We start from the raw sequence: 21,565 nt of genomic DNA, 5'->3' as shown, positions 1-21,565 counted from the left end.
TCTGGTAAAAAAATAGGGTCTCGGCTAGTCGTGAGTGCCTCAGTACGCCATTTGAGCATGTGTTGCGATTTCCGCTTTATGGGCAAATTGCACTAGCTCTGTGATTTGGCGCTCCTGCACTGTTCGTTCCACCAGATGACAAGTTCAGCATGTTGCTCGTGAGTGATCCATGCAAAATTTGTTTTGTCCGCCGGGTCGCCCCCAAAGACTAAGGGCTTCGTATACCACTTGATCTTGCCAGCGAAACGCTCGTCCGGCTCAAGGGAAATCTGCTGGGGAAGGGCAAACGGCGCGGCATAGGACGCATCGAGTGGCAGCGTCGGAATGGTAAACATTACTCCGGAAGAGTTGATGACGATAAAGTCGTCCCACCCTCTTAGACCTAATAGCGTGTACCCCGGAAAATGATGATCAAATCCGTAGGCCTTCATGGCAGCTAAGCTCTCATCCTCCGTGAAGATGATGAAATAGTCGTCGTTTTGCCAACCTTCGTTCATGAGGGGGTGACTCACTTTTGGCAGATAGGGAGGTACTCGGTGTGCTATCAGCGTCTCGTGGTCGACAGAGAGCAACGGTTGCTTACAGTCGGATGATTGTCTGATCACATAAGGGCTGCATTGTTTTGGTACAGGCGCAAATCACTGGGAGCGTAGACGTTGCCATTCATTCCAGCAGTCCTCCGCGACGATGTCTGGATAACCACGATCTTCTTCCACTGCCAAGGCTGCGCTAAAAGGCAAAGCGATGCAGGTGGATCTATCTCGGATTTCACACACCTCAATCTCGGTAAGCGGCTGGCCCTTTTTATCCTCGGCGGCTTGCAGCACTGCCGCCAGAGCCGGCACAAAGACTAGACATAACGGATCTGTAGTCATCAGTTCTTCCCTGAGTCGATTAGAAATTGCATGGTAGGCCAGTTTCGGACATCAACATTACCTCGAAGTGCGAACGTCAAAGTTAGCGTAGCGCGCTGCTATGTGATGGCAGGAAGACTTATTGTCGCTTGGCGGCAGACCTTCAATGATGATCCTGAAACGCTTAGGATTACTCACTCAATTCAGTACCAAAATGGAGCAGGCCACGGTTTATGGATATCGAATTTCGCGGTAACGGCAAGCGTGATAATCCGTCTGTAGGTACATGCGATGAGTACGGCGTGAGCGGGATTACCAGCTTTGACGATCTGACCGAAGCTCGTCGTAAGATTGCTGAGGCGCATCCAGGCTTTAAACCTCTGTTCTCGCTCGATGATCTGCACCAAGCCCGCTACACCTCGGGACATGTGCGCAATAATTTAGGGATGGACGATGCATCGGAGCAGGACATAGCGGGCTTGCCTCCAGAGTGCTTTGAGAATGGTGAATACATAGGCTATCCGACTACAAAAGAGGAGTTCGCAATCTGTCTTCGCAATTTCATGACCCTGGTTGCAGCCACGTCTTTCGAGGATGCTTGTACTCATGGTTTGACGCTAGATCAGCAGGCCCTCCAGGAGTGGATCGGTTACCAGAACAACCCTATCTCTCTTCTAGAGCAGCCTCTTTCAGCGCTCCTGGTACCAGTTCAGCAGTCCTGCCAGGCACTCGCGGCTTTTCCGAATGGCTATTTCACTTCGGATCTGGATCCCGCGAAAAACTTTGCCGTTGCGCGTCATTTTTCAGAAGCGCATGGCTATGAGTTGATGGGCGTAGGTGCTTCTTACATCGGCTTCATTCGTGCTGAACCGCCTGATACATCACTTGCTAACGTCGTAGCCAAAGACTTCTGTGCGCTCTATAACACTAGCGATGAAAACCTACAGGGACGTGTTTCCAAAGTTGCGCAGGCGATCTCCGGTCGGACGCATCTTTGGCTCCGTTACGTGGAGTGAGCTTCGTCGCATCCAAAGTCCGGCTGAATAGTTAACAAAGCTTGTGAGAGGTCTGGAGCTTTTTGCCGCCTCGTAGGAGGGCAGTATCCACACATCCACTACAATCAGGCACATGATTGGCGCTGCTCGTTTTCCGCTACGTAACGTCAATTTCGTCTGATAGCTGTCGATATGGAGAGCAGCCGTCCCAAGCGCTGAACAAGTTTAAGCCTGCCCAATTCCCGCTGTTTACAATTGCCTGCTGACAAAAAGGATTCTGTACATGCTTTTTTCCCTGCTCGACAAATTTTTCAATCGACCGCTAACTGATGAAGCATTTGCCAAAAAATTTATGGATTCGACTCGTAAAGCTGGATTCAGCGAGAATCTGAATTTTGAGAAGAACGAGTTCCGCATCCGCCATGGGGATGGATCGTACTTCAATCTCCATAATGCCTTTCGCGACTATCAAAATGCAGACAAAGCACAGAAATCCGCCGTTCTGACCGGATACGTATCGACGCTGTTAGAGGCGGGTAGAAAAACCGAGACTGTGTTTGATAATGTCAAAGCACTGCTGCGTCCGGTGATTCGCAACCTTGCCATGCTTGAAGAAATTCGACTGGAACACGCCCGTAAAAATGGCGACAAGCAGTACGATTATGTTTCACAGCCTTTGGGCCGAGACTGCGTTATTCTGCTTGCTGTCGATTCGCCCGAGTCCACTGCCACCCTTACCAATGGCCCCGAAGCACATTGGGGTGTGACGATGGAAGAGGCGGTAAAGATCTCCAGCGAGAACCTGCGTGATACGACAAACGAAGCCTTCGGGGAGATTATTCCAGGCCTATACGCTGGGGAGTGGGCGGATGGGTACGACACCAGCAGGGTGTTGTTGCCAGATGTCCTTCAGCGCGTGCCAGTTAAAGGTCGGCCAGTGTTCATGGTGCCCAGTCGAGACGTCCTGATGGTCACTGGAGACAAGGACGAACAGGGAATTCGTCAGATGGTAGAGCTTGCTTTCCAGGCTCTTGAAAGGGGGCGTGCTGTCTCTACCGATATTTACACCTACGAAGGTCGCGATATCATACCGTTTAACTGTGATGATGAAGGGGTCAGCAGTCGGTTGGTTACACTGGAGCATTTGCTGCTGCAGAGTAATTATGCCAATCAGAAAGAGTTGCTCGACAAGCTCAATCTGGAAAAGGGCATCGACATCTTCGTCGCCTCCTACAACCTCTTCCAAATGGCTGACCAACCAAACCAGACGGTATCGATGAGCGCCTGGACAAAAGGTGTGCTGACGCTGTTGCCCAAGACAGATCGCGTCGCGTTGGTTGAACCTGTTGAGGGTGGGGAAGCGACAGTCAAAACCGTCTCCTGGAGTGAACTTGAATCCGAGCTTGGCGATCTGCTGGCTACAGAAGCGGGCTATCCACGTCGCTATCGGACACTGGGATTTCCTTCGGTTGAGCAGCTTAATCGCCTGACTACCTTGTGATCAGTGCTCTACTACTCTGGCGCACTGCAATGGAGGTATCGCTGAGCTGGCAAAGCAGCAGTCGCAATTTATCATTACGATACACTCCCCATTTTGATTGCTTATCCTGGTGGGAAAATTTGGGAGTTTACCGATGTGGGGTTGGTGGCTTCTCTAGCGCTACTGAGTCGGGCCGCAAGATCTGACTGACTTACTTCAGTTGGCGAGCCGCTGTGCGCGGGCAGGCTGTGGCGAACCGAGCTCCCGCGTCCCGCCGTATCTCGGCCCTGCGGGCGTCCATCCTTCACGCCTTCGGCTGTGCCAGCCTGCGCGCTCCGCTTGCGTTGGTTACTCAGTGCGATATGGTCGATACGCCAAGCAGCTCGTCATTTCTCCGATGGGGAAACCACATCTTGCCAGCCATCAATCAACTCCATATTTTGCGCAACGAGCTGGCAGGGCTTGCCAGTTGCCTTGCGACAATTGCTAAGCGCCTGCTTTCGTGCTGTCTTGAGTGAGCGCGCGCCGTAGTACCAGTAAATGCTGCTACTTTCCTTGGACATGGCCATGGCTTTCTCGGTAACGCTCTGAAGATAAGCCTCAGCGCTCGCACGGTCTTCGGGCGCCAGCTTCGAAAGCAGCAGCATTAATGCGCTGTCGTCCATGGCAGGAAGCCGGTTGCTCCTGAGAAAATCTTCGATATGAGGCTTTAAAAGGGTATTGGCCTCTTGTTTGTAGAGCGAGTGCCCATCCCTACCGAATGGGGGTAGCAGCGCCAGTTCAGCATTACCTCCCGCCGAGCGGTAGCCCGCGATCATCCGACCTACAAGATCTGGGCTGAAAAACGGATCATTCTCGGCGTAAATCCAGAGCGTTGGCGTTGGGTTGCCTTTGCCAAATTTCGTGAGGTTTCGCACAAGATCAGTTTGATATAACGAGCAATTAGAGTCCGCAGAGCCCACATTTGTGTAGTGGTAAACGCCGCCAGAGATGTTAACTACCGCCGTCAATGGGTGACTTGGTTGAGCCGCGAGGTCTAACATTGACGCTCCGCCGATAGAGATACCAACACCTACTGCCAAGGATGGATCTACATCTGGACGCTCACGCACAGCCGCCAATGCGGCGCCAAGCTCTCTGCCATGCGCATCGAGAAATCGTGCCACGTTGGGATTGGTGCAAGTTCCCCCTTCATTCATGAAGTTTCCGGTCGAACGACCATAGCCGGGCCATACAATAGATGCGGCAAGCCAGCCACGGTGCGCAAAGTCGTGAGCGATATGAGCAAGCCAATCGGCATGTGCGGCGGACGGAGATGTTGCCGCCGAGCCGTTAACAATCAATGCAATGGGGTACTTACCCTCCTTTACGGGACGAACGATTAATGCTTCGATTTTCTCAATATGTGAGTCAACCTGGATGGGCAGTAAGAGTTGTTCTTCGCTTACCAGTGAGTCTGCGCGGGGTTGGCTTGCAAAAAGCATCAGACCAAACGTGATAGTCCTGAAGCGTAGTATTGATTGCATTTAGAACGCTCGCTGATACGTTAGAAGCCAAGCTTAAACTGGTGCGACAATAGCTGATCGTAAGGTTCTGTCCAACACGTCTTGTGGTTAGCCCGGGATGTCTCATCGCGTATCACTCAATCCAGCACCGTTGGGAAATAGGTGATGTGGAATTAACCTGCTGACACGTGGGGACTTACGCCATTAGTTCTGGAGTTCGGAGGGGCTGTTTCCGGAACTCTTTAGTTGTGTCTGCATATGTTCCGATTAGCAGCTAATCCAACAGGAATTCGTCCTGTTGAGTTATCTGCAAAGAAGTCTTCTCCAAACGCAGTAAAAATTCTTTTCGGGGCTGTCCTCCGCCATATCCGGCGAGTGCTCCATTCGTCGCTATGACACGGTGACAGGGAACGATAATGGATAAGCGATTGTGTCCATTTGCATTGCCCACTGCTTGGCTTGCACCTGGCTTACCGATGGCCCCAGCGATGGCACCGTAGGTTGAAATGGTTCCATAGTCGATTTTTAAAAGCTCTGCCCACACAAGCCTGTCAAAAGAACTGCCTGGCATATGGAGCGGTACTGAAAATTTCTTTAGCTTTCCCTCAAAATAAAGTTTTAGTTGCACTTCGATTTGCTTGATGTGGAGATGCTCGCCAGGCGCAATTGAATACCCATGACGCCCACGCAGTTCGTTTAATTCAGCGGTTAGCGCTGGACGGTCAAGAAATTCGAGGAGTACCAAACCTCGTTCCTCTGCCATGGCAATCATTGGGCCCAACGGTGTAGTCAGATGGCGATAAAGCAGGAGGGACGTTTCAGTTGCCTTACCGGGGGGCATTTGAAATGTTTTTTTGAAAGCATCCCTAAAGCCACTCAATGACTCGTATCCTAAGTCAAATGCTGTGTTATCCAGGGTTTCGCCCGAAGAAATCCGGCCTAGGGCGACACCGAGCCTTCTAGAGCGCATCCATGCATGAAAAGTCATGCCAAAATTTTGTTTGAACCACCTGCGTAAGCGTAACGGATCGATACCACGCGTAGTTAGTTCAGCATCACTCCAGCGAGCGTCAGGTGATGCAGATACAGAGGCCAGTAGCCCCTTGACCCAATCTGGCGCGGAAGCCGCGAGATCTAATGGCTTGCATCGTAAGCAAGGCCGATAACCTGCAGCCATCGCTTCGTTGGCCTGCGAAAAGAACTCTACATTCTCGGGCTTTGGCTTACGTGCACCACATGTAGGGCGGCAAAAAATACCTGTAGTTTTGACAGCAGTGAAAAAAACGCCTTCATAGGCGGTGTCGCTGCATAGCATCGCATTTACCATCTCGCTTCTGGGCGGAAGAGCGTGATTGTAAGATCTCATTAGAGCGTAGCCTCGTCTTCGAATGGGTGTGAAAATCGCTTTCGAGGTGCGGAAAACAGCGGCGATTTTCATGCGGATCACAGATTAATAGGGCGAAGATAACTTTTCGCTTAGGTGTTTTTTTGCTGCCATAAGGTTATTCAGGTCGCTGTAGGTATATGCGTCCAATGGATACTCGAAAAGCTTTCCCGTTCGCAGGAAGCTCTTGGCGAACGCCTTGTTGGCGCCGCATAAGAATTCAGCAATGCTGGAACCAGCGCTTAGCCGTTTGACGCCTAGACTCGTTAATTCATCCATGCCGGGTTGGCCGTTCCAGGCAAGCAGGTTGACGGGTAGCCGCGTTGCCTCGCACAGTGTAGCAATGTCGTTTTCCTCAACCATTCCAGCCGCAAAGATGCCGTCTGCACCTGCTTGCTCGAACAGCGATGCACGGAAGAGGGTCTCTGGCAATTGTCGCGCTGGCTCTACCAAACATCTCAGATAAACGTCAGTTCGTACGTTCACGAACAAGTCTATTCCATGCTTGTTTGCTACCTTCTTTGCCACTTCGATTTTTCGCAAAATCAGATCAGTGCTGCCTGTTCCGTCCTCAATGTTGATTCCAACGGCTCCAGCCCTAACTACGCAGTCAATAACTTTAGCAACCGACTCAAGGTCGTCGGAATAGCCCCCTTCGACATCGACCGTGAGGGGGACTGTAAGCACTCGAACCATTGACTCAACTGTAGTAGTCAGCAGTTTTAGGGGAAGTTGATTGCCATCCTGGTATCCATGCGCCCAAGCAACGGCGGCGCTGCTGGTCGCGACTGCCTTACTCCCTACGCTCTCGACAATACGTGCGCTGCCAGCATCGCTCACGTTGGCGAGTACCAACAAATTATCTTGGTGAAGGTTGCGGAAAACCGCACTTAGTGGCGTCATTCAGTGGTGCCCCGGAGAGAGAAGACTGATGCAGATCGCGCTATCGTAAGCTGACTACACAGACGTCTCCACCGAGAAATCGACAGTGATTTAAGAGCTAGCGAATATAGTTTCTGCGGGCTAGGAATGGGTGAATACCTACTCAAAAGCCTGCTGAAAGACGTTGCCGTACACATCCAGTCATTGCAGGGATCGGATAGATGATTACGATCTTCTTCCATCGCCAACGCTGCACTGAAAGGCAAAGCGATGCAGGTGCATCAGTCTCGCTGGAATAAACCCAGCGATCTTTAAGGATGCATGCGGCAGGCACGTGGATCTTCTTATCACTCGTGCAGAGGACACGTTAGCGCTGCAGCATGAGAAGGATAAACTGAGCTCACTGGCTAGAACGACCACGCGGTAGGCTTATCGAGTAGGAATCTTTGGCTTAGTGGCAGGTTCTGCACTCTCGAGAAAGCCTCGCGCCAACTGCTGATACAACTCAGGGCCCATTCTTGAACTGACAGCCTTGGCGATCAGGGCTACCGCCATGAGACTGATCACCATGCTGTGGCTATTAATCATCTCCATCACAATGATTGCGGAGGTGATTGGCGACTGAGTAACGGCAGCCAGAAATCCGACCATGCAGAGTGCAATAGTGGGCTGCGCGGCTAGATGGAATAGCTCTGCGGTATTGGCGCCGACTGCGGCCCCTACAGCGAGCGAGGGGGCGAAAATACCTCCTGGAATACCAGAGAAGTAGGTCACTACGGTCGCTAAGAAGCGAGTAATGGGGGCGTGCCATGGCAGGACTACATCGGATGCGATGACCTGAGAAGTAATGCCGTACCCACTACCGAACGACATTCCGCCGCTCAACCAACCTAAGATGGCGACGACCAATCCACAGATGCCGGCAAACCACACCGGGTGCAGGCGCCGCCATTGCCAGATGATGAAGTGTGGATGCCGCTGCGGCCATAACAACATTCGACTAAACAAACCACCCAATAGCCCGCATCCAATTCCTATGACTAATGCCGGGACGACAATGTCGAGGTTTATGTCCTGAATGCCGAAGTGACCGAAATAGTTGTAGTTTCCCTGCAAGGCAATGGCAACCATCCCAGAGAGGATAATGGTGCTGAGAAGAACCCCGCTGGTACGGGTCTCCAGCTTGCGTCCAAGTTCTTCTACCGCGAATGCGATCCCTGCCAAGGGCGTGTTGAATGCTGCCGCAATACCCGCTGCACCTCCCGCCAGAATGAGATCCTCGCTGCGCACGATTCGCGCATTGGGCAGGAAGCGGTGAAAGAATTGCATGATGGATGCGGCAACTTGCACTGAGGGGCCTTCACGCCCCGCCGAAAAGCCGCCCGTCAGCGCCAGAGTTCCAAGGCTTATCTTGGCGAAAGCAATGCGCAATGAAACCAGTCTGTTAATGGGCTTACCTTGACGCGCAAGTCGTGTTGCTGCGATTACCTGAGGAATTCCGCTACCTTGGGCGCCCACAAAAAAGCGCGTTGTCAGCCAGACTACGAGCATGCCGATCATTGGGGTGTAAACAAGCGGAAGCCACGCTCGCTCAGCGGTCTGTTGAGCAAACTGCGCCAAGGCCATGTCTGCCAGCCTAGCGAAAGCCACCACCAGCAGCCCAGCAATGGTTGCTGCAATCCATAGCGTTACCCTGGTGCGCCAGCGTATGGAGGCGAAGCCTCGGCGTAACAGCATTATCGGCTTGATCACCCGAGGAGCTCCTCTTGAAGTCGCTGTATTGACCGCAAGACTAACCAAATAAGCAGCTCGTTCCAAACAGCTTTGGCGGAGTCGCTCGACAGGCTTTTTTCGCGCCCATGGGTATTCACCTATTCATTGATAGGACTAATACCTCCAAAAAACCGGTTTTACGAGTACCAGGACGGTGAGTATCTCCAGCCGTCCCAGCAGCATGCCAATGGTAAGCAACCATTTTGCAGCGTCAGGTAATGACGAGAAGTTACCAGGGGGCCGATGATTGTGCCTAAGCCTGAGCAGGGTCGAGGATTCGCGGTGGTCGCCGACGAGGTCAGAACTCTGGCCTCGCGCACACAAAACTCCACTGAAGAGATCCGCCGGATTATCCAAGAGCTGCAACTGGCAACAGGCGACGCCGTCGAGCAAATGAAAACGGGAAAACTGCGCGCGCAGGAGTGCATCGAATCCGCTGATCAGGCCTCTACCAGCCTGGATGCAATCAATGACGGCGTTGAGCAAATCGTAGGAATGAACACCCAGATAGCCAGCGCGGCGGTTCAGCAGCACGCCGTCTCGGAGGATATAAATCGCAATGTGACCGAGATTCGTAACGGTAGCCTTGCATTGATGGAGGGGATAGAGGACAACGCTGTGACTGCGGAAGAACTCTCGCTGCTGGCTGGGCAACTGCGTACTGTCGTTTCGCGTTTCAAGCTGTAACGCGACAGAAGGGGAGCTCAACTTGTTGCCTCCCTCCAGCTTTTGCTTACGCTCCTACCGATAGCGCGTTAACACCCAGCATTTTATAGGGGTCTAAGAGTTGAGTCTTCTCCTTCCTGCGAGTGTCTATTCTCTCGTAACGTGACAATACTAATTACTCAGGAAACTCCCATGTCCAAACTCGCAGAATTCCGCCAACTCGAAAAACATCTAGCTGAACAACTCCAGGCGCTCGAAGCTCTCAAGGGCGATGCAGGCCTCAAGAAAGAAATTGAGTTTGAAACGAAGCTCCGCGATTTGCTCGCAAAATACAGCTACAGCTTAAAAGACGTGATCAACCTGCTTGATCCGCAAGCCGGTCGACGCGCTCCGGTAGCGGCGCCGAAAGCGGGTACGCGTAAGGCCCGTCAGGTAAAGGTCTATAAGAACCCGCATACCGGCGAGGTCATCGAAACGAAGGGCGGCAATCACAAAGGTTTGAAAGATTGGAAAAGTGAGCACGGCGCGGCGACTGTAGAGTCTTGGCTCGCGAAGTAATCTCTATTGATAGAAAAGGGCCCCTAATGGCCCTTTTTTGGCTCAACTTTTTGTGCGCCGGCAGCGCTCCGAGCAATAACGAACTTCCTCCCAGCAGCGCGCCCATTTCTTCCTCCAAGTGAAAGGAAGGCCGCACGTAAGGCATGTTTTTACCGGAAGCTCGCTCTTTTTCACACCGGCACCCACGTTGATGATGGTCAGCAGTTTACTTCGATAAGAAGTATCCGGTGGTGCGCAGTTGAAGGCTGTAAACCCAGATCCCGAAAACCAAAGCGTACTCCTTGAACATCGGAAGGGTGAGCAGGTGGACTATAGAACCGCTGCCCATTCGGCTAATGGAAAACGTTACACCTAACGCCAAGGCAAGAATGAAGCAAAGCGAACTACTCTTTTTCCTGGCTAATAGCATCAAGCCGCCAACGAACATCAGCAGCGCTACTACGCAGATATTGAGAAACACCGAGATAGAAATGTCACCAAAGCGAGTTTGCTCGAAACCTTCCTCCACCACCCAGACGCCAGCTTGAAGCAGGACGATGAAACAGTAGAAGACGATCATGAAGACGGGGGCTGGACGAGTGTTGTACCAAGGCTGAGGCATATTCGCTTCCATAGTGATTAGCTCCTGGGGAGATTGCAGGCACGGATTATAGGATGGTGGCTATGGACTACACCATCGAGGTCGCTGTGCCCATTAGCTCCCTGCGAGTCGCCGCAGCCCATTAGGACTGGTGTGCTGTGATGGAGATGGAATCAAACACCGTAACGTTTGTTCCCCCCAGAAGTGATGCAGTACCGACCGCCTCTAGGCCCGATACAGACGTTTCCGGATGAACAAGGGCAAGAGGATCCATAGCTCGGCGTTTGCCGAGGAATAGGCTGAGGAGCAGGTCTCGTCTGACGCACTGGTTCCTGCTTGGAGACTGCGTAGCAATTCGCCCCGTCACAGAGGCTTTTAGATGATAGCCATTTAGCTGGCTGACCATCCACGCTGATGCGAACCCAATCATTTTTCTTTTCGAAGACTTGAATCCTGTCGCCACGTTTCAAGGTCGAGATAACCTTTCCTCCAGGCTGGTTCCGCAGGTTCAACCTATCCGCATTTACAAACTGATCGACTGGTACGCTCTGTACTGGCTGGATCGCTGGTAGCGGAGCAGAAATTAAGGCGTTCGGCGTGGGCTGCTTGTTGGGCGGAACCTTAGCGGGAGGCGTGTCTTTCTTGCTTATTGCCCAAAAGACCACGAAGAGAATTACAAGCGGGACTAACCATGACTGGGATTTTTTGCGCATATCCATTGCCCTCGTACAGTTCGCACCAAGCTGCTGGTTGCGTGCCGGTATTCACTGCAAGCTTAGCCAAGCCTCCACTTTCTGCAGCCTGCCAACCTAGAAGAGCTCCGGCTCTGCCACGTCGAGTACCTTAAGGAGTTGTTGTTTCTCTGATGGGGATGGGAACCACTCATCAACCTCGAGATTGCAGTTAGCAGACTCACTAAATGCCCACCGCTTGATCATGTCGGCGGCGGCTCGATAGTGATCCGCCATGTGTAACTGTCGACCTTCTACAGACCAGCCAGGCTTCGCCATTTGCTCAGTGACATCGATGATGCCCAGGTCGCTAAAGAAGGCGGTGGTGTCAGGATAGTGAATACCCGCGAGAGATACCTTGGCTACGCCGGACACTCGGTCAAAGTAGGACAGGTAATGCCAACCACCCGTTGTGCTTCCTGAATGCGGAAAGTTGATGGCTGCTTTCCCTGTGACGTAGTGCTCGCGTGAGACACGTTTGAGATCAAAATCAAAAAGCGGCTGCCTCATGGGAGTTTTTTGAGCCGGGCTAGACCTTGCTTGATATGTCCGGCGTTTTCGCCAATGGTTTCAAGGGCGCCACGGACGTTGTTTCCTACATCCGCATGTCCGTGAGCCTCCACATGGAGGGTCAATTCCATGAGTGCAGCTTCGAGAGCGAGCTGATTTTGGTACATTCTTTCCAGAACGTCTGATAACGAATATTCGCTTGCCATTTTCCCTCTCCTCTCCTTGGAATCATCTGAGCATATCCGTTGTGGCACGACCTAGGGTATCAAGCGCATCTCGCGTAGTTTGTCGAACACATCGAAAAATGCTTGATCGCTCGCTTGGTAGGCAGTGAAGCCCATGACACGGCTTTTCGACATATCCGTTACTACTTCGATTGGTCGACCGAGGTCTGCATCGGTATGCCATGGGGATATCAGGCGACCAATATCGGATTCTTTCAAGCCGTTCTCCGCGACTATTTGCGTCCATAGGGCTTGATCGTCAGCCATCTGCTTCTCAAGAGGGGAGAGTGAAGCGGGATAATCGGCGGCAGGCAAGTCAAAGTAGTCGGCAATTCGGCTCCACATCCATTTCCAACGAAATACATCGCCGTTAGTGACGTTGAATGCTTGATTGGCCGCAGCCGGTGTGGTGGCCGCCCACATTTGTTGTTTCGCCAACTGCCGGGCGTCCGTCATATCGGTGAGGCTGTCCCACTGCACCCTTGATCCGGGAAACACAAAAGGGCGATTGGTCTGTTTGCAAATCGAGGCATAGACGGCGAGGGTAGTTGCCATGTTCATAGCATTACCTACAGCAACCCCGGTGACGGTATGCGGGCGATGAACGCTCCATGTGAAGCCGTCCTTTTCAGCAGTAACGAAGAGTTCGTCTTCTTGGGCGTAGTAGAAATTCTCAACGTCCAAACGACCCTGCTCTTCGCGGAACGGCGTTTGCGGGAGGCTGCCTTTTCCATAGGCTTCGAATGGGCCGAGGTAGTGTTTCGAGCCAGTGACCAATGCTACGTGCTCGACGCTCTTGGCTGAGCGAATGGCGGTGAGCACATTGCGAACCATGGCGGCATTAACGCGAATGTTTTCGGCCTCCGTAGCTTGCCGTGACCATGTGGTGATGAACACATGAGTAGGTTTCAGATCCGCAAGCGCATCTTCCAGCGAAGCTGGATCTTGGAGATCTGCCGCGACGGGGATCACGCCTTGCGATTGCGACGGGTGCCTCGATAGCGCGGCGACCTGCCACTTGTTGTCGATTAGTAACTGAGTGATGGCGCTGCCGACGATGCCACTGGCGCCCACAACCAAAGCTGTCTGGGTCATACGTTTCTCCTGGATTTAGATTTGGGAGTCCTCCTAAGTAACAGAGGTTCAACCTAAACCGGATCCGTACGGGGGGCCGTCGTAAGAGGATGTCGAACACACCTCCCGAACTCCAGTATTTGGAGCGATGGTGTCTCCCGTTTTTAAGCGGGCTCTCATGTAGCCCACCTTGCCATCAATATCTCGCCCAAGCAGGGCTTTTGGGCCTAGAGTCTTGAGTGTCGCTCACTGCGTAAGGAATACAAATGAACGCGTTGCCTTTAACCTCTATGCCAAAGCGCGTCAGCCTGCTGGGTTATGGCGGTCTGTTGCCGTTTATTTTTCTGGCGCTGCTGATCCCGTTCTCTCTCGACTATCGGCCATTGTTTGAAATTGCGCTTGTTAACTATGGCGCAGTCATCCTGAGCTTCGTCGGAGCCTTGCACTGGGGCTTCGCCATGAGCGTGCAAGACATAAGCGCCGAGCAACGCTCCGACCGGTTTATCTGGAGTGTCACTCCTGCACTTATTGCTTGGATTGCCACGTTATTGCCAATGCCATTGGGTTGCTTGCTGTTGGTCATCGGCTTTGTTATCCACCTCCGGCAGGACAGGCAGCTGTTGCGGGTTATGAGCTTGCCCGCCTGGTACCTGCCGATGCGATTACGGCTTACCTTCGTGGCGAGCGTCTGCTTGCTGCTTGCCGCGCTCGTTGAGGCGCTTCATTCGTGAAGTCTCGTGTGCCCGACTCACTTCCATCCAAGCACCGCGTCTGAATTAAGGCGAGGCTGTTGGGCCTCTTGGCTCGTGGAAAGGTGACATGGGGTCAGTAGCAAGCGGAGCGCGCAGGCGGGAGGATGGAAGCCCACAGGGCCAAGACTCGGCAACGGCGAGGCTTGGTTCACGACAGCCGTCCTCGCAGAGGCCCGCTCGACATTGGCTCCCTAGAGCGCCTTCAGGAGACGCTTAAGCGTCTGATGTTCCCATGTGCTGAGCAACGCAATGGGATCTGTTCCAAATCTATCCCCCGCGTCAAACGACCATCGCCGTCCATCCGGACTGACGCATTCTTCGCAGTAATCCAGCTGATCGCAGTCGTTATAAATCGACATCTGCCAATCATCTACATTGATCTGGAAGTGGCCGGAATAAATCTCGTCCCACGATTCATGACCAACCTTACTCATAACGCTTCGACCGAAAATCGCCTCCCTCAGTACCTGAGATACCTCTCTTGCGGATAGCTCAGCCGCAGTGTTTTCGCTAACGCTACCTACCTGGGATGAACGAGCTGCCGTTCTGGCAGCTTTCAGCCTTTGCTCAGCGTACATAGCCGTATCATCACCTGGCAGCGGATAGCCTGCGACTGAGAGAGCTTCGGCGCGCTCTTCAATGAGCAGGCACTCAGGATCACGAGCGACTTGATAGGCTCTGCCCGGCACGCGCCAAATGGCATCCATTCGTGGTTCCTCAAGGGCTGTTCGGCTTACTCTCCAACCGACTTCGTCGGGATCTTTCGAAAGCAGGAGTTCACCACAATTGGGCACATGGTTCGCGATCTCATACTTACGCCAGTCCACCATAGCTCTGCCATCAATGCCGAGCGGTTCGCGATCAATCAGCCAGGCTACAGCGTTAATGAACTGGCCATGAGAGTACGCAACGATGTGTTGGGCGGGATGTTCAGCAAGACGCTTCAGGAAAGACCGGGCTCGAGATATAAAATCTAGGAATGACTCTGCGCCTTCACCGTCCGTGAGCGCCGGGTCTGCCTTGGCCCAATATGCCTCCACCCATTCGCGCCGATCAGCGACGGTTGTCCTAGTGCACCGCGCGGGTTCAAGGTAAGTGAATTCTTGGATGGGCCAAGTTTCAAAAGGGATATGAGGAAACAACGCTGCGGTCGCCATAGCGGTTGAATGCGCTCGGGTGAAAGGCGAGGCAACGATTAGAGCCGGAGCATGTTTGAACGACAATGCCACCAGCTGCGCTTGCTCAACTCCTCTCGGGGTCAGAGTAATGGTCGCGTGATCTAAAGTGGCTTCGCCCGCGTTGGCAGCGCTTTCTCCATGTCGTATTAGTCTCACATGCTTCATTTACGAACTACTCGCACAGATTCGGCCATCATTTCTCTTAGATCCCCAAGGTTACTGGTACTCAACCTTCAATCAAGAAGCCTCGACAACAATCCCTCTATCTGGGTGCCTGCATGCTTGAATTTAAGCTCTTCGAGCTTAGCTTCCCTTCGTTCGCCGGTGAGCAAGCTGAGTCCGTGAAGCGCATTAAGCAACTTCTGAGACTCACCAATTTCCGAACGCAAAGTCAGCCAGGTAGTGTTCACTCGACGAGCTAACTCGTCGGCCTCATGGCTCAAGCGTTGTGACTCAATTAGCTTGTTAGCGTTGGTGGTGGCCTTAAGATGACCTAAAGCCTGCTCAAGTTCGTCCAGTAGCTCGGTAACAGCCTCCGACTGGTCAAGTGACACGGGGCGCCCCTCCACATAAATCGTGTCCGCCTGAACGCAATAGACAGCTAGTGGCCCTTCACCCCCTCCGGTGCAATCAAGTGCAAGAACGTTCCCTAGCCGAACAGGCTCTGGAATCCAGGTGTGCCCCGTGCACACACGCCAGACCCCTTTGACACCGTCTCGATGGTGCTTTTTAATCCGCTCGCGCCCCCATAGCGCGATCTCTTCTACAGCAGGGATTGATATGTCTCGGGTGAACTCGACCCATGACATCCCGGCAGGGACATCAGCATGAACAACGCCAACCAAACCACGAGGGGACTCTATTTCTATGACTGTGGGAAGGCTCTTGAGCTTCCCAATGACCATCTCTTTCGATGCGTCAGCGATGGTCGACCACCAGCCCGCACCATGAGCTACATAACGAGCGCAGGGGTTTTCCCTGTAAGCCTTGATAAGCATCTGCTCATGGTTACCTTGAACGGTGAAGAACCACGGCTCACCAAGAAGCTTCAGACCGTCGAGGACTCCAGGCCCGCGATCTATGAGATCACCCACCCCAATGACTCGGTCGATAGTTTTGTCGAAACCGAGCTTCATCAATCCTTTGTAGAGATCAATCGACTTGAAGTGAATGTCACCGATAACGAAGTCGCGACCGACCTCGTTCCGGGGAAGCCTCAGGACTTTCTGACTCATGCGCGGGTTCCTTCCTCAATGGCCATCTATCAAGTGACCAAACCCGTATTGTCCACCCAGCGACCGCACCTTCCAACAGAAATATGGATAGACAGGATGACTACACTCCAGTGCGCAGGGCTGAAGGTATCCCTGGAGTTTCTTCCGTCGATGGAAATAACGAGAGCAAGCGGAGCGCGCAGGCCAGTAAGGCCGGAGACGCGAGGATGGAAGCCCAGAGGGCCATGACTTGGCGTCAGCCATGGCATGGTTTACGACAGCCGACCCGATAGGGCGCGCCATAAACCGCGATGTGCTTAGATTGCAGGATTGCTGATGTTTTGCAGGCTTATGTATTCCAATATTTTTGGACTGTGCTTCTAGCAATGCCGAGCTTTTCAGCGATTGTTTTCCTGTCGAAACCTTGCGCTTTCAAGGCTCGAATGTATTCCGCTTTAAGCGGCTGCTTAGGCTTTCCTTGGGAGCGCCTGATGAGCTTTCCTTCACTGAATTGCTCCTCTACCAACTGCCACCCTCCGGACATCTCGAATTCCCTGATTCGCAGGGCAGTACGTTGCAAAGCCTCGGATGGAAGTTCGTCACCTTGCGCAGCAATGGCGAGAGTGACCATAGTCAAAAGATCGAGGCCTAGGTAGTCAGCGATCTCGTCCAGTTTCTCCAACGTCGCGTTCGCTCGGGCCTGCTCAAGCTTCCCGACGTACGTTCTGTGCGTTGCCCCCGCCAACTCTTCGTAACTCAACCCCTGATGAGCACGAGCTCCTCGCAATGCTCCTGCCAGCGCTTCTTTCAGATGCATGAGTCGGATCCTCAAAACTGAGGATAGAGCCACGGCAAGCGTGTTTCGATAAACAGATCATAGTGATATTATCGTGTCATCAGGTTCGTCAGGCGGTCGTCGAGCAAGGCGCCACGGTGTCAGGAGCGATGGTTTGATCAGGAGAGCGGGTGGTGGGACATGGCTCGGTGGCCTTGATGCGAGCCGCTCCATAGAGCGTGCATTGGATAGCCTCCGCATGCCTCCCTGCAACCATCATAGAAGGCTTCCTGGCATGAACTGAATGCGGTTTTTTAAGCGAAGGCAGGGATAGTGAGTGATGAAGTTCGATTGCGTGAAAGTTTCAGGAAAAGTTGACTACGTCCGATCTGTTGATCGAATGAACGGCGGACATAAAGCTAAAGTCAGCATTGATGGTGCAGTTATCCCGAATTTGCACGTGTCGAACAAGCTTTACGAAGAGCTAGAGGTCGGCGAGAGTGTAACTTTGTATGGCTTGTTTAAAAGAAACAATAACAAAGAAAAAAACACAGGCATCTTGTACGGCCTAGCGAAGCAAAACGGCGAGAAATCATTTGCAACCCAGTATAGATATCAAGTCCCGATTTTCCTGACGGTCACTGCGGCCATCGCATTTTGTCTAACTTTCGTCGCCGGCTGGATCGCTTCGATCTTTCCAGTGCTGTTTTTCTTCGGGGAAAATTCAGATTATATGTATACCACTACGGTATTTGCAGTTATTGAGTCGAGCTTGGTTGCCGCTTTTTTCCTGTGGAGGGCATTGGTGATGTTCAACGCTACGTCTGATCCTGAAGCTTGGGAAGCTACCGAAGCTGCAGTGCTATCTAGTCGCTTCAGTAAGCTCCATAAGTAATATCCTGTACGTAGGGGACGGTTAAACCTGCCCCGGCTTCGGACTCGCTGCGCCAGACTTTCCATGCGAGTATCAGGCAAGCGGAGCGCGCAGGCGTGCACGATGAGCGCCCAACGGGCTGAGACGCGGCGCAGCCGTGGCTCAGTTCTCGCCAGCCTTCCGCCGCAGGCGGCACGCCATAGCTACTGCCCGATATCAAATCAACAAGGATGCGGCTGAAATGACCCACGATGAACTCCGTCAGCTTGAGGGCGCTAGGCGAAGGACTCTGTGGGCCCTTACATGCCTCCGTCCTGGCGATCCCACTGCATCCGACCTCCTTGCCATCCTAAATGATCTCGATGACCAAGAGCGAAACGACACCCCCTGTAGCGATAAGCCACTCGAACTCATTGAGGTTCGTAACTCTGTCTCGATGATGCGCCATAACTCCGGAATCGACATCATTTTGGAGCAGACTATCCCGCAGCCCTGGAGAGAGCGTTTCTACCAGGCAAGCGTCGGGTCGACTAGGTTGGTTGATGGGCCATACGCGTCAGACTGGGATAAATTCCTGGCGAGCTGGGAAGCAGAGATGTGGCACTTGGAGCAGCATAGGGCCGCAAGAAATAAATCTTAAAAAGACTGCGCGGGTGAGGGCATGGGACAAGACGATGACACGGTGTACTGCGATATCCAGATGCCGCTAGCCCAGGGTCGAGAGCTTCTGGAGTTAGTAAGTGCACTGCGAGAATCGAAAGCTCATCCGCGTCTCGACAAAGTCTTCGAGCACATGCAAGACGAACTCAGCACGTCCATCGATATCGTAGATAACCCGCCAACATGGGGGCCTTGGTGCGAGTAAGGCTCCGCATGGCGGTAAGACTTCCGTTTCTCATCAACCCCTGCTCGGCACTCCCGGCACATCCATGTTGATCTTGCGCCAAAAGGCTTCTGAGAAACTGTAAACCGAGAAAGCAATCAGCCCTAAAGCCATAACCATCAAAATCAACCATCCAGCTGGCAGATTTTGGAGAGCATCCAGTGATTCCTTCATACCAGGTGGATCCATGGCTTGATAAGTGGAACCGCTGATGGCGAGTAGTAACGCAATCTCTATAAAAACAACCCCTCGGGCTATTAGGCCGAACCGCGACACCGGACGGACATACCGCATGACGTCTTCGTCAGCTTCAAAATATTTCTCGAACGACGCCTTCCATCCCTTGATGATGTGAGCAACACCCACACCAAGGGGAACGAGAGCGATCAGGTACACCAATAAATTCGAGTGATCCCAAGACAAAAAATGCGCTAGCCAGTCTTTGGTTTGCCCTCCGGAATCGCCCGAACTTTTAATACCGCTAATGAGTAGGCCCAACGCAAAGAACGCAAGAGCGCCGTTGACCATACCTCCCGCGAACAGGCCTGCACGAATTACCAAACCTTTGAATTTTTTGCCATGATGATCGACATCACGCGTTGCCTGAAGCACGCGCCACGCCGCAAACGCGAGCAGACCCGCCACCACAAGCCCAACCAAAAAATAGCCGAATGGTTGGCTCAGCAATGCTTCCAGGCTCTTGTGGCTGTCTTTCGGTTTTGTCGAGTCTTGTGCTGCGAGCAACGCGAAAATACCGATGATTAAATACAGCAATCCTCGAGCGGCGTAGCCTCCACGAGCGAGTATTACTAGGCTGTGTTGCGCGGACATTCGATGTATTCCCGAGATCTGATACAAGAGCAGACCCCTCTCGCTGGGCAGGGTTCTATATCAAGCTGGTGACTGCGGCGAATTCGTTACCCAAGACGACTGCCGACATAAAACATGAATGCGATACGTCCATCGATTTCATGGAGAACCCACTAACGTGGAGGTTTATAGGTACCTAGGCTGTAGGGTTAGGTTTACTCACCAAACATCTTGTTGAGCTCTGTATCAGCACGCCCCAAGGATTTCATCGTGATGTTGCCGGCGTCATTTTCACCGACGTGCCAAAGCGCATATTTCGGCAAGTTGAGCCAAGTTGGTGGCTTCGCCGCAACTGGATACGCCGAGCGAGTTTCGTAGGTAGCTACACCGTCGATTATCGAGACCAGCGCTATACCGTGTGCTGTAGCGTACTTTATCGCTCCGGATTGAAACCCTGTTGTGGTGAACAGCATTCCTTTGTGAGCGCCCACAGATCTCACCTTGTCGTGCAGCACCTGAACCAGCTCTCGCTCGACTGCGTTACGGTATTTTTTGCACTCAATCAGCACGATGAATTCGGCACCTGCAAAGGCTTGGAACTTCGCTAGCACGTCGATCTGGTAGGTTGAGTCGTAGGCCTCTACCTTCACGTCGTGCGTCACCTTCAGCGATGTCAGTTCACCACCTTGCTTTGCGATCCAGTCCCTGACCAAGCATTCGAATTCAGTGGCGTTGATTTCGAGGTTGGGATTTGCCATCGGTGGAAACATTTGTCGACACTCAATGTGTGAAATTGCCCCCGGCCTGTGCCTCAATCGCGGTGACAGGAGGGCGAAAATGGGGGGATAAAAAATGGTTGAGGATGGGCTTGTATAGCGACACGTCTCTCAGGTGCGCTATGTTGCTTGCCTACATCGCCTTTCAAGGATCGATTCATGTATCAAGTTTTTGGCGTTAAGACCATGCTCGCCTGGTTCACGACTCTTTGTGGAGCAATCGTAATAATCAGAGTGTGGTTCTTAGGTTACCAGTTCGATGGGTCGATGGCTGATGGATGGAGACTGATCTCATCATCGATAGCAATCGGAACCTTGCTGGTTGTCCTAATCGGGCAGACAAAATTGTTTTCGTATCTATGTCGAGCTCCGCTGATCAAAAGTTTTTTTCCACCCATCGATGGAATATGGGTGGCTGAGCTAAGTTCAAACTGGAATAAAATCCAAGAATTGCAGGGAAAGCTGGCAGAGGATTCCGCTAAGCCGTTGATAGCGCACGTCACGATAAAATCTACTCTCTTTTTCGTGCGGATGAATCTGACTAGCGCGGACAGATACTCGAGATCAAAGACCATTCATGTGACCGTTTCTCGAGACGCGCAGGATTCAAGCGTGCAGTTAAATTATATGTATATCAACGAGACGGATGTTCCTCTGAGTACCGATAGCCCAACTCACAACGGCGCTGCCCGATTGAACGTCCATGATGATGGCCTCTGTATCTGGATGGATGGTACGTATTGGACGGATCGTAAGTGGTCGGAAGGGTTTAATACGGCGGGAAGAATCGCCCTGCGTAGGCCTGGTGCCCCCTCAAGCCGTGACTAGCATTTCTTGTGCGAAAGAATTTCCAGCACGCTACACCGCCGCTCTCAATCTGAAATCACGGTGATGTTGAGATATTCCATCCGGCGGACATATCTCGCAACAAAAAACAACATGTGGTGGTGTGTTTGCGCTCGTTGCACTATATGTGGTGTAGTGGCACTATGAGCTCAACCGATGAGCCGGTTCCTATCTGACTTTTCAGCGTAGAGCACTATGGCCATTGACTCTTTATAGTGTGTGCCGCTTGGTGGCAGTTGGA

The 21,565-nt window shown here is 52.5% G+C and carries 24 protein-coding genes and 3 pseudogenes; 8 read left to right on the top strand and 19 right to left on the bottom strand.

The window, feature by feature from the left end; genetic code table 11:
• Positions 1 to 92: 92 nt before the first annotated feature.
• Together VRB54_RS14195 and VRB54_RS14190 are read right to left on the bottom strand one after the other, a co-directional pair.
• Positions 93 to 497, bottom strand: a complete 405-nt coding sequence (locus VRB54_RS14195; RefSeq protein WP_338477714.1) for a hypothetical protein — start codon at positions 495 to 497, stop codon at positions 93 to 95.
• A 141-nt stretch (positions 498 to 638) separates the two neighbouring features.
• A complete protein-coding gene (locus VRB54_RS14190; protein ID WP_056859367.1) occupies positions 639 to 875 on the bottom strand; it encodes a hypothetical protein in 237 nt (78 codons plus the stop codon).
• 212 nt (positions 876 to 1,087) lie between these two features.
• Between VRB54_RS14190 and VRB54_RS14185 the strand changes: the two genes are divergently transcribed.
• Both VRB54_RS14185 and VRB54_RS14180 read left to right on the top strand, forming a co-directional pair.
• Positions 1,088 to 1,870 (top strand): DUF4253 domain-containing protein, encoded by a 783-nt coding sequence (locus tag VRB54_RS14185; protein ID WP_056859366.1) that lies wholly within the window; start codon positions 1,088 to 1,090, stop codon positions 1,868 to 1,870.
• A 262-nt stretch (positions 1,871 to 2,132) separates the two neighbouring features.
• Positions 2,133 to 3,350 (top strand): DUF1444 family protein, encoded by a 1,218-nt coding sequence (locus tag VRB54_RS14180; RefSeq protein WP_338477713.1) that lies wholly within the window; start codon positions 2,133 to 2,135, stop codon positions 3,348 to 3,350.
• Between the two features lie 365 nt (positions 3,351 to 3,715).
• On the opposite strand, the gene VRB54_RS14175 is transcribed toward VRB54_RS14180, so the two are convergent.
• The 5 genes and pseudogenes from VRB54_RS14175 to VRB54_RS14155 form a co-directional block, all read right to left on the bottom strand.
• Positions 3,716 to 4,855 (bottom strand): hypothetical protein, encoded by a 1,140-nt coding sequence (locus VRB54_RS14175; RefSeq protein ID WP_003191440.1) that lies wholly within the window; start codon positions 4,853 to 4,855, stop codon positions 3,716 to 3,718.
• A 253-nt stretch (positions 4,856 to 5,108) separates the two neighbouring features.
• Positions 5,109 to 6,200, bottom strand: a complete 1,092-nt coding sequence (locus VRB54_RS14170) for a trifunctional transcriptional activator/DNA repair protein Ada/methylated-DNA--[protein]-cysteine S-methyltransferase (RefSeq protein ID WP_338481111.1) — start codon at positions 6,198 to 6,200, stop codon at positions 5,109 to 5,111.
• Positions 6,201 to 6,284: 84 nt separating this feature from the next.
• Positions 6,285 to 7,121 carry an isocitrate lyase/PEP mutase family protein gene (locus VRB54_RS14165; RefSeq protein WP_003191438.1) on the bottom strand — a complete coding sequence of 279 codons (837 nt, stop codon included), beginning with the start codon at positions 7,119 to 7,121 and terminating at the stop codon, positions 6,285 to 6,287.
• 408 nt (positions 7,122 to 7,529) lie between these two features.
• Entirely contained in the window at positions 7,530 to 8,852 is a 1,323-nt protein-coding gene (locus VRB54_RS14160; RefSeq protein WP_065945817.1) for a chloride channel protein, read from the bottom strand.
• A 135-nt stretch (positions 8,853 to 8,987) separates the two neighbouring features.
• A pseudogene (locus tag VRB54_RS14155) lies at positions 8,988 to 9,133 on the bottom strand (potassium transporter TrkH); the annotation flags it as partial.
• Between the two features lies 1 nt (position 9,134).
• Here VRB54_RS14155 and VRB54_RS14150 point away from each other — a divergent pair.
• Both VRB54_RS14150 and VRB54_RS14145 read left to right on the top strand, forming a co-directional pair.
• Positions 9,135 to 9,560: pseudogene (locus VRB54_RS14150) on the top strand (methyl-accepting chemotaxis protein); the annotation flags it as partial.
• Between the two features lie 171 nt (positions 9,561 to 9,731).
• Positions 9,732 to 10,097 (top strand): histone-like nucleoid-structuring protein, MvaT/MvaU family, encoded by a 366-nt coding sequence (locus VRB54_RS14145; RefSeq protein WP_003191435.1) that lies wholly within the window; start codon positions 9,732 to 9,734, stop codon positions 10,095 to 10,097.
• A 42-nt stretch (positions 10,098 to 10,139) separates the two neighbouring features.
• Here VRB54_RS14145 and VRB54_RS14140 read toward each other — a convergent pair whose 3' ends face one another.
• The 6 genes from VRB54_RS14140 to VRB54_RS14115 all read right to left on the bottom strand — a co-directional run bounded on the left by VRB54_RS14140 (position 10,140) and on the right by VRB54_RS14115 (position 13,237).
• The gene (locus VRB54_RS14140) at positions 10,140 to 10,271 is read right to left on the bottom strand and encodes a DUF2256 domain-containing protein (protein ID WP_083221774.1); all 132 of its coding nucleotides are present in this window, start codon (positions 10,269 to 10,271) and stop codon (positions 10,140 to 10,142) included.
• A gap of 31 nt (positions 10,272 to 10,302) precedes the next feature.
• Positions 10,303 to 10,698, bottom strand: a complete 396-nt coding sequence (locus VRB54_RS14135; protein WP_032901075.1) for a hypothetical protein — start codon at positions 10,696 to 10,698, stop codon at positions 10,303 to 10,305.
• 152 nt (positions 10,699 to 10,850) lie between these two features.
• Positions 10,851 to 11,390: an SH3 domain-containing protein gene (locus VRB54_RS14130; protein WP_122528496.1), complete on the bottom strand. Its 540-nt coding sequence runs from the start codon at positions 11,388 to 11,390 to the stop codon at positions 10,851 to 10,853.
• Between the two features lie 96 nt (positions 11,391 to 11,486).
• On the bottom strand, positions 11,487 to 11,918 hold the full coding sequence (locus VRB54_RS14125; protein WP_065930955.1) for a hypothetical protein: 432 nt from the start codon (positions 11,916 to 11,918) through the stop codon (positions 11,487 to 11,489).
• Positions 11,915 to 12,124, bottom strand: a complete 210-nt coding sequence (locus VRB54_RS14120) for a hypothetical protein (RefSeq protein WP_065945829.1) — start codon at positions 12,122 to 12,124, stop codon at positions 11,915 to 11,917. Before VRB54_RS14120 ends, VRB54_RS14125 begins: the two co-directional genes overlap by 4 nt.
• 51 nt (positions 12,125 to 12,175) lie before the next feature.
• Positions 12,176 to 13,237 (bottom strand): SDR family oxidoreductase, encoded by a 1,062-nt coding sequence (locus VRB54_RS14115; protein ID WP_338477711.1) that lies wholly within the window; start codon positions 13,235 to 13,237, stop codon positions 12,176 to 12,178.
• A 245-nt stretch (positions 13,238 to 13,482) separates the two neighbouring features.
• On the opposite strand from VRB54_RS14115, the gene VRB54_RS14110 reads away from it, so the two are divergent.
• Positions 13,483 to 13,947 carry a DUF3429 domain-containing protein gene (locus tag VRB54_RS14110; RefSeq protein WP_122528465.1) on the top strand — a complete coding sequence of 155 codons (465 nt, stop codon included), beginning with the start codon at positions 13,483 to 13,485 and terminating at the stop codon, positions 13,945 to 13,947.
• Between the two features lie 212 nt (positions 13,948 to 14,159).
• Here the strand turns inward: VRB54_RS14110 and VRB54_RS24645 are convergent, their stop codons facing one another.
• The 4 genes and pseudogenes from VRB54_RS24645 to VRB54_RS14095 form a co-directional block, all read right to left on the bottom strand.
• The gene (locus VRB54_RS24645) at positions 14,160 to 14,546 is read right to left on the bottom strand and encodes a DUF7693 family protein (protein WP_420876071.1); all 387 of its coding nucleotides are present in this window, start codon (positions 14,544 to 14,546) and stop codon (positions 14,160 to 14,162) included.
• A gap of 156 nt (positions 14,547 to 14,702) precedes the next feature.
• Positions 14,703 to 15,311, bottom strand: a pseudogene (locus VRB54_RS14105) (histidine phosphatase family protein); the annotation flags it as partial.
• 68 nt (positions 15,312 to 15,379) lie between these two features.
• Complete coding sequence (locus VRB54_RS14100; protein WP_338477710.1) at positions 15,380 to 16,381, bottom strand: metallophosphoesterase; 1,002 nt, start codon at positions 16,379 to 16,381, stop codon at positions 15,380 to 15,382.
• A 328-nt stretch (positions 16,382 to 16,709) separates the two neighbouring features.
• Positions 16,710 to 17,177 carry a transcriptional regulator gene (locus VRB54_RS14095; protein WP_338477709.1) on the bottom strand — a complete coding sequence of 156 codons (468 nt, stop codon included), beginning with the start codon at positions 17,175 to 17,177 and terminating at the stop codon, positions 16,710 to 16,712.
• A gap of 298 nt (positions 17,178 to 17,475) precedes the next feature.
• Here VRB54_RS14095 and VRB54_RS14090 point away from each other — a divergent pair, with 298 nt between their 5' ends.
• Entirely contained in the window at positions 17,476 to 18,030 is a 555-nt protein-coding gene (locus VRB54_RS14090; protein ID WP_338481110.1) for a hypothetical protein, read from the top strand.
• A gap of 640 nt (positions 18,031 to 18,670) precedes the next feature.
• Positions 18,671 to 18,874, top strand: coding sequence for a hypothetical protein (locus VRB54_RS14085; protein WP_338477708.1), 204 nt, complete (start codon positions 18,671 to 18,673; stop codon positions 18,872 to 18,874).
• A 33-nt stretch (positions 18,875 to 18,907) separates the two neighbouring features.
• Here VRB54_RS14085 and VRB54_RS14080 read toward each other — a convergent pair whose 3' ends face one another.
• The gene (locus VRB54_RS14080) at positions 18,908 to 19,723 is read right to left on the bottom strand and encodes a DUF1206 domain-containing protein (protein ID WP_106579668.1); all 816 of its coding nucleotides are present in this window, start codon (positions 19,721 to 19,723) and stop codon (positions 18,908 to 18,910) included.
• Between the two features lie 194 nt (positions 19,724 to 19,917).
• Positions 19,918 to 20,460, bottom strand: a complete 543-nt coding sequence (locus VRB54_RS14075) for a restriction endonuclease (protein WP_338477707.1) — start codon at positions 20,458 to 20,460, stop codon at positions 19,918 to 19,920.
• 177 nt (positions 20,461 to 20,637) lie between these two features.
• On the opposite strand from VRB54_RS14075, the gene VRB54_RS14070 reads away from it, so the two are divergent.
• Positions 20,638 to 21,306, top strand: a complete 669-nt coding sequence (locus VRB54_RS14070; RefSeq protein ID WP_338477706.1) for a hypothetical protein — start codon at positions 20,638 to 20,640, stop codon at positions 21,304 to 21,306.
• Positions 21,307 to 21,565 lie beyond the last annotated feature (259 nt).

The organism is Pseudomonas trivialis (assembly GCF_036864995.1).
GTDB lineage: Bacteria > Pseudomonadota > Gammaproteobacteria > Pseudomonadales > Pseudomonadaceae > Aquipseudomonas > Aquipseudomonas trivialis.
This window is presented reverse-complemented; position numbering and strand designations above follow the sequence as displayed.

Bases quoted from the DNA above. Each gene is read 5' to 3' on its own strand.
- VRB54_RS14180 (WP_338477713.1), top strand. From the start codon at position 2,133: ATGCTTTTTTCCCTGCTCGACAAATTTTTCAATCGACCGCTAACTGAT.
- VRB54_RS14115 (WP_338477711.1), bottom strand. From the start codon at position 13,237: ATGACCCAGACAGCTTTGGTTGTGGGCGCCAGTGGCATCGTCGGCAGC.
- VRB54_RS14120 (WP_065945829.1), bottom strand. From the start codon at position 12,124: ATGGCAAGCGAATATTCGTTATCAGACGTTCTGGAAAGAATGTACCAA.
- VRB54_RS14100 (WP_338477710.1), bottom strand. From the start codon at position 16,381: ATGAGTCAGAAAGTCCTGAGGCTTCCCCGGAACGAGGTCGGTCGCGAC.
- VRB54_RS14170 (WP_338481111.1), bottom strand. From the start codon at position 6,200: ATGAGATCTTACAATCACGCTCTTCCGCCCAGAAGCGAGATGGTAAAT.
- VRB54_RS14145 (WP_003191435.1), top strand. From the start codon at position 9,732: ATGTCCAAACTCGCAGAATTCCGCCAACTCGAAAAACATCTAGCTGAA.
- VRB54_RS14130 (WP_122528496.1), bottom strand. From the start codon at position 11,390: ATGCGCAAAAAATCCCAGTCATGGTTAGTCCCGCTTGTAATTCTCTTC.
- VRB54_RS14190 (WP_056859367.1), bottom strand. From the start codon at position 875: ATGACTACAGATCCGTTATGTCTAGTCTTTGTGCCGGCTCTGGCGGCA.
- VRB54_RS14085 (WP_338477708.1), top strand. From the start codon at position 18,671: ATGGGACAAGACGATGACACGGTGTACTGCGATATCCAGATGCCGCTA.
- VRB54_RS14195 (WP_338477714.1), bottom strand. From the start codon at position 497: ATGAACGAAGGTTGGCAAAACGACGACTATTTCATCATCTTCACGGAG.
- VRB54_RS14165 (WP_003191438.1), bottom strand. From the start codon at position 7,121: ATGACGCCACTAAGTGCGGTTTTCCGCAACCTTCACCAAGATAATTTG.
- VRB54_RS14080 (WP_106579668.1), bottom strand. From the start codon at position 19,723: ATGTCCGCGCAACACAGCCTAGTAATACTCGCTCGTGGAGGCTACGCC.
- VRB54_RS14185 (WP_056859366.1), top strand. From the start codon at position 1,088: ATGGATATCGAATTTCGCGGTAACGGCAAGCGTGATAATCCGTCTGTA.
- VRB54_RS14125 (WP_065930955.1), bottom strand. From the start codon at position 11,918: ATGAGGCAGCCGCTTTTTGATTTTGATCTCAAACGTGTCTCACGCGAG.
- VRB54_RS24645 (WP_420876071.1), bottom strand. From the start codon at position 14,546: ATGTACGCTGAGCAAAGGCTGAAAGCTGCCAGAACGGCAGCTCGTTCA.
- VRB54_RS14175 (WP_003191440.1), bottom strand. From the start codon at position 4,855: ATGCAATCAATACTACGCTTCAGGACTATCACGTTTGGTCTGATGCTT.
- VRB54_RS14110 (WP_122528465.1), top strand. From the start codon at position 13,483: ATGAACGCGTTGCCTTTAACCTCTATGCCAAAGCGCGTCAGCCTGCTG.
- VRB54_RS14095 (WP_338477709.1), bottom strand. From the start codon at position 17,177: ATGCATCTGAAAGAAGCGCTGGCAGGAGCATTGCGAGGAGCTCGTGCT.
- VRB54_RS14090 (WP_338481110.1), top strand. From the start codon at position 17,476: ATGAAGTTCGATTGCGTGAAAGTTTCAGGAAAAGTTGACTACGTCCGA.
- VRB54_RS14070 (WP_338477706.1), top strand. From the start codon at position 20,638: ATGTATCAAGTTTTTGGCGTTAAGACCATGCTCGCCTGGTTCACGACT.
- VRB54_RS14075 (WP_338477707.1), bottom strand. From the start codon at position 20,460: ATGGCAAATCCCAACCTCGAAATCAACGCCACTGAATTCGAATGCTTG.
- VRB54_RS14135 (WP_032901075.1), bottom strand. From the start codon at position 10,698: ATGCCTCAGCCTTGGTACAACACTCGTCCAGCCCCCGTCTTCATGATC.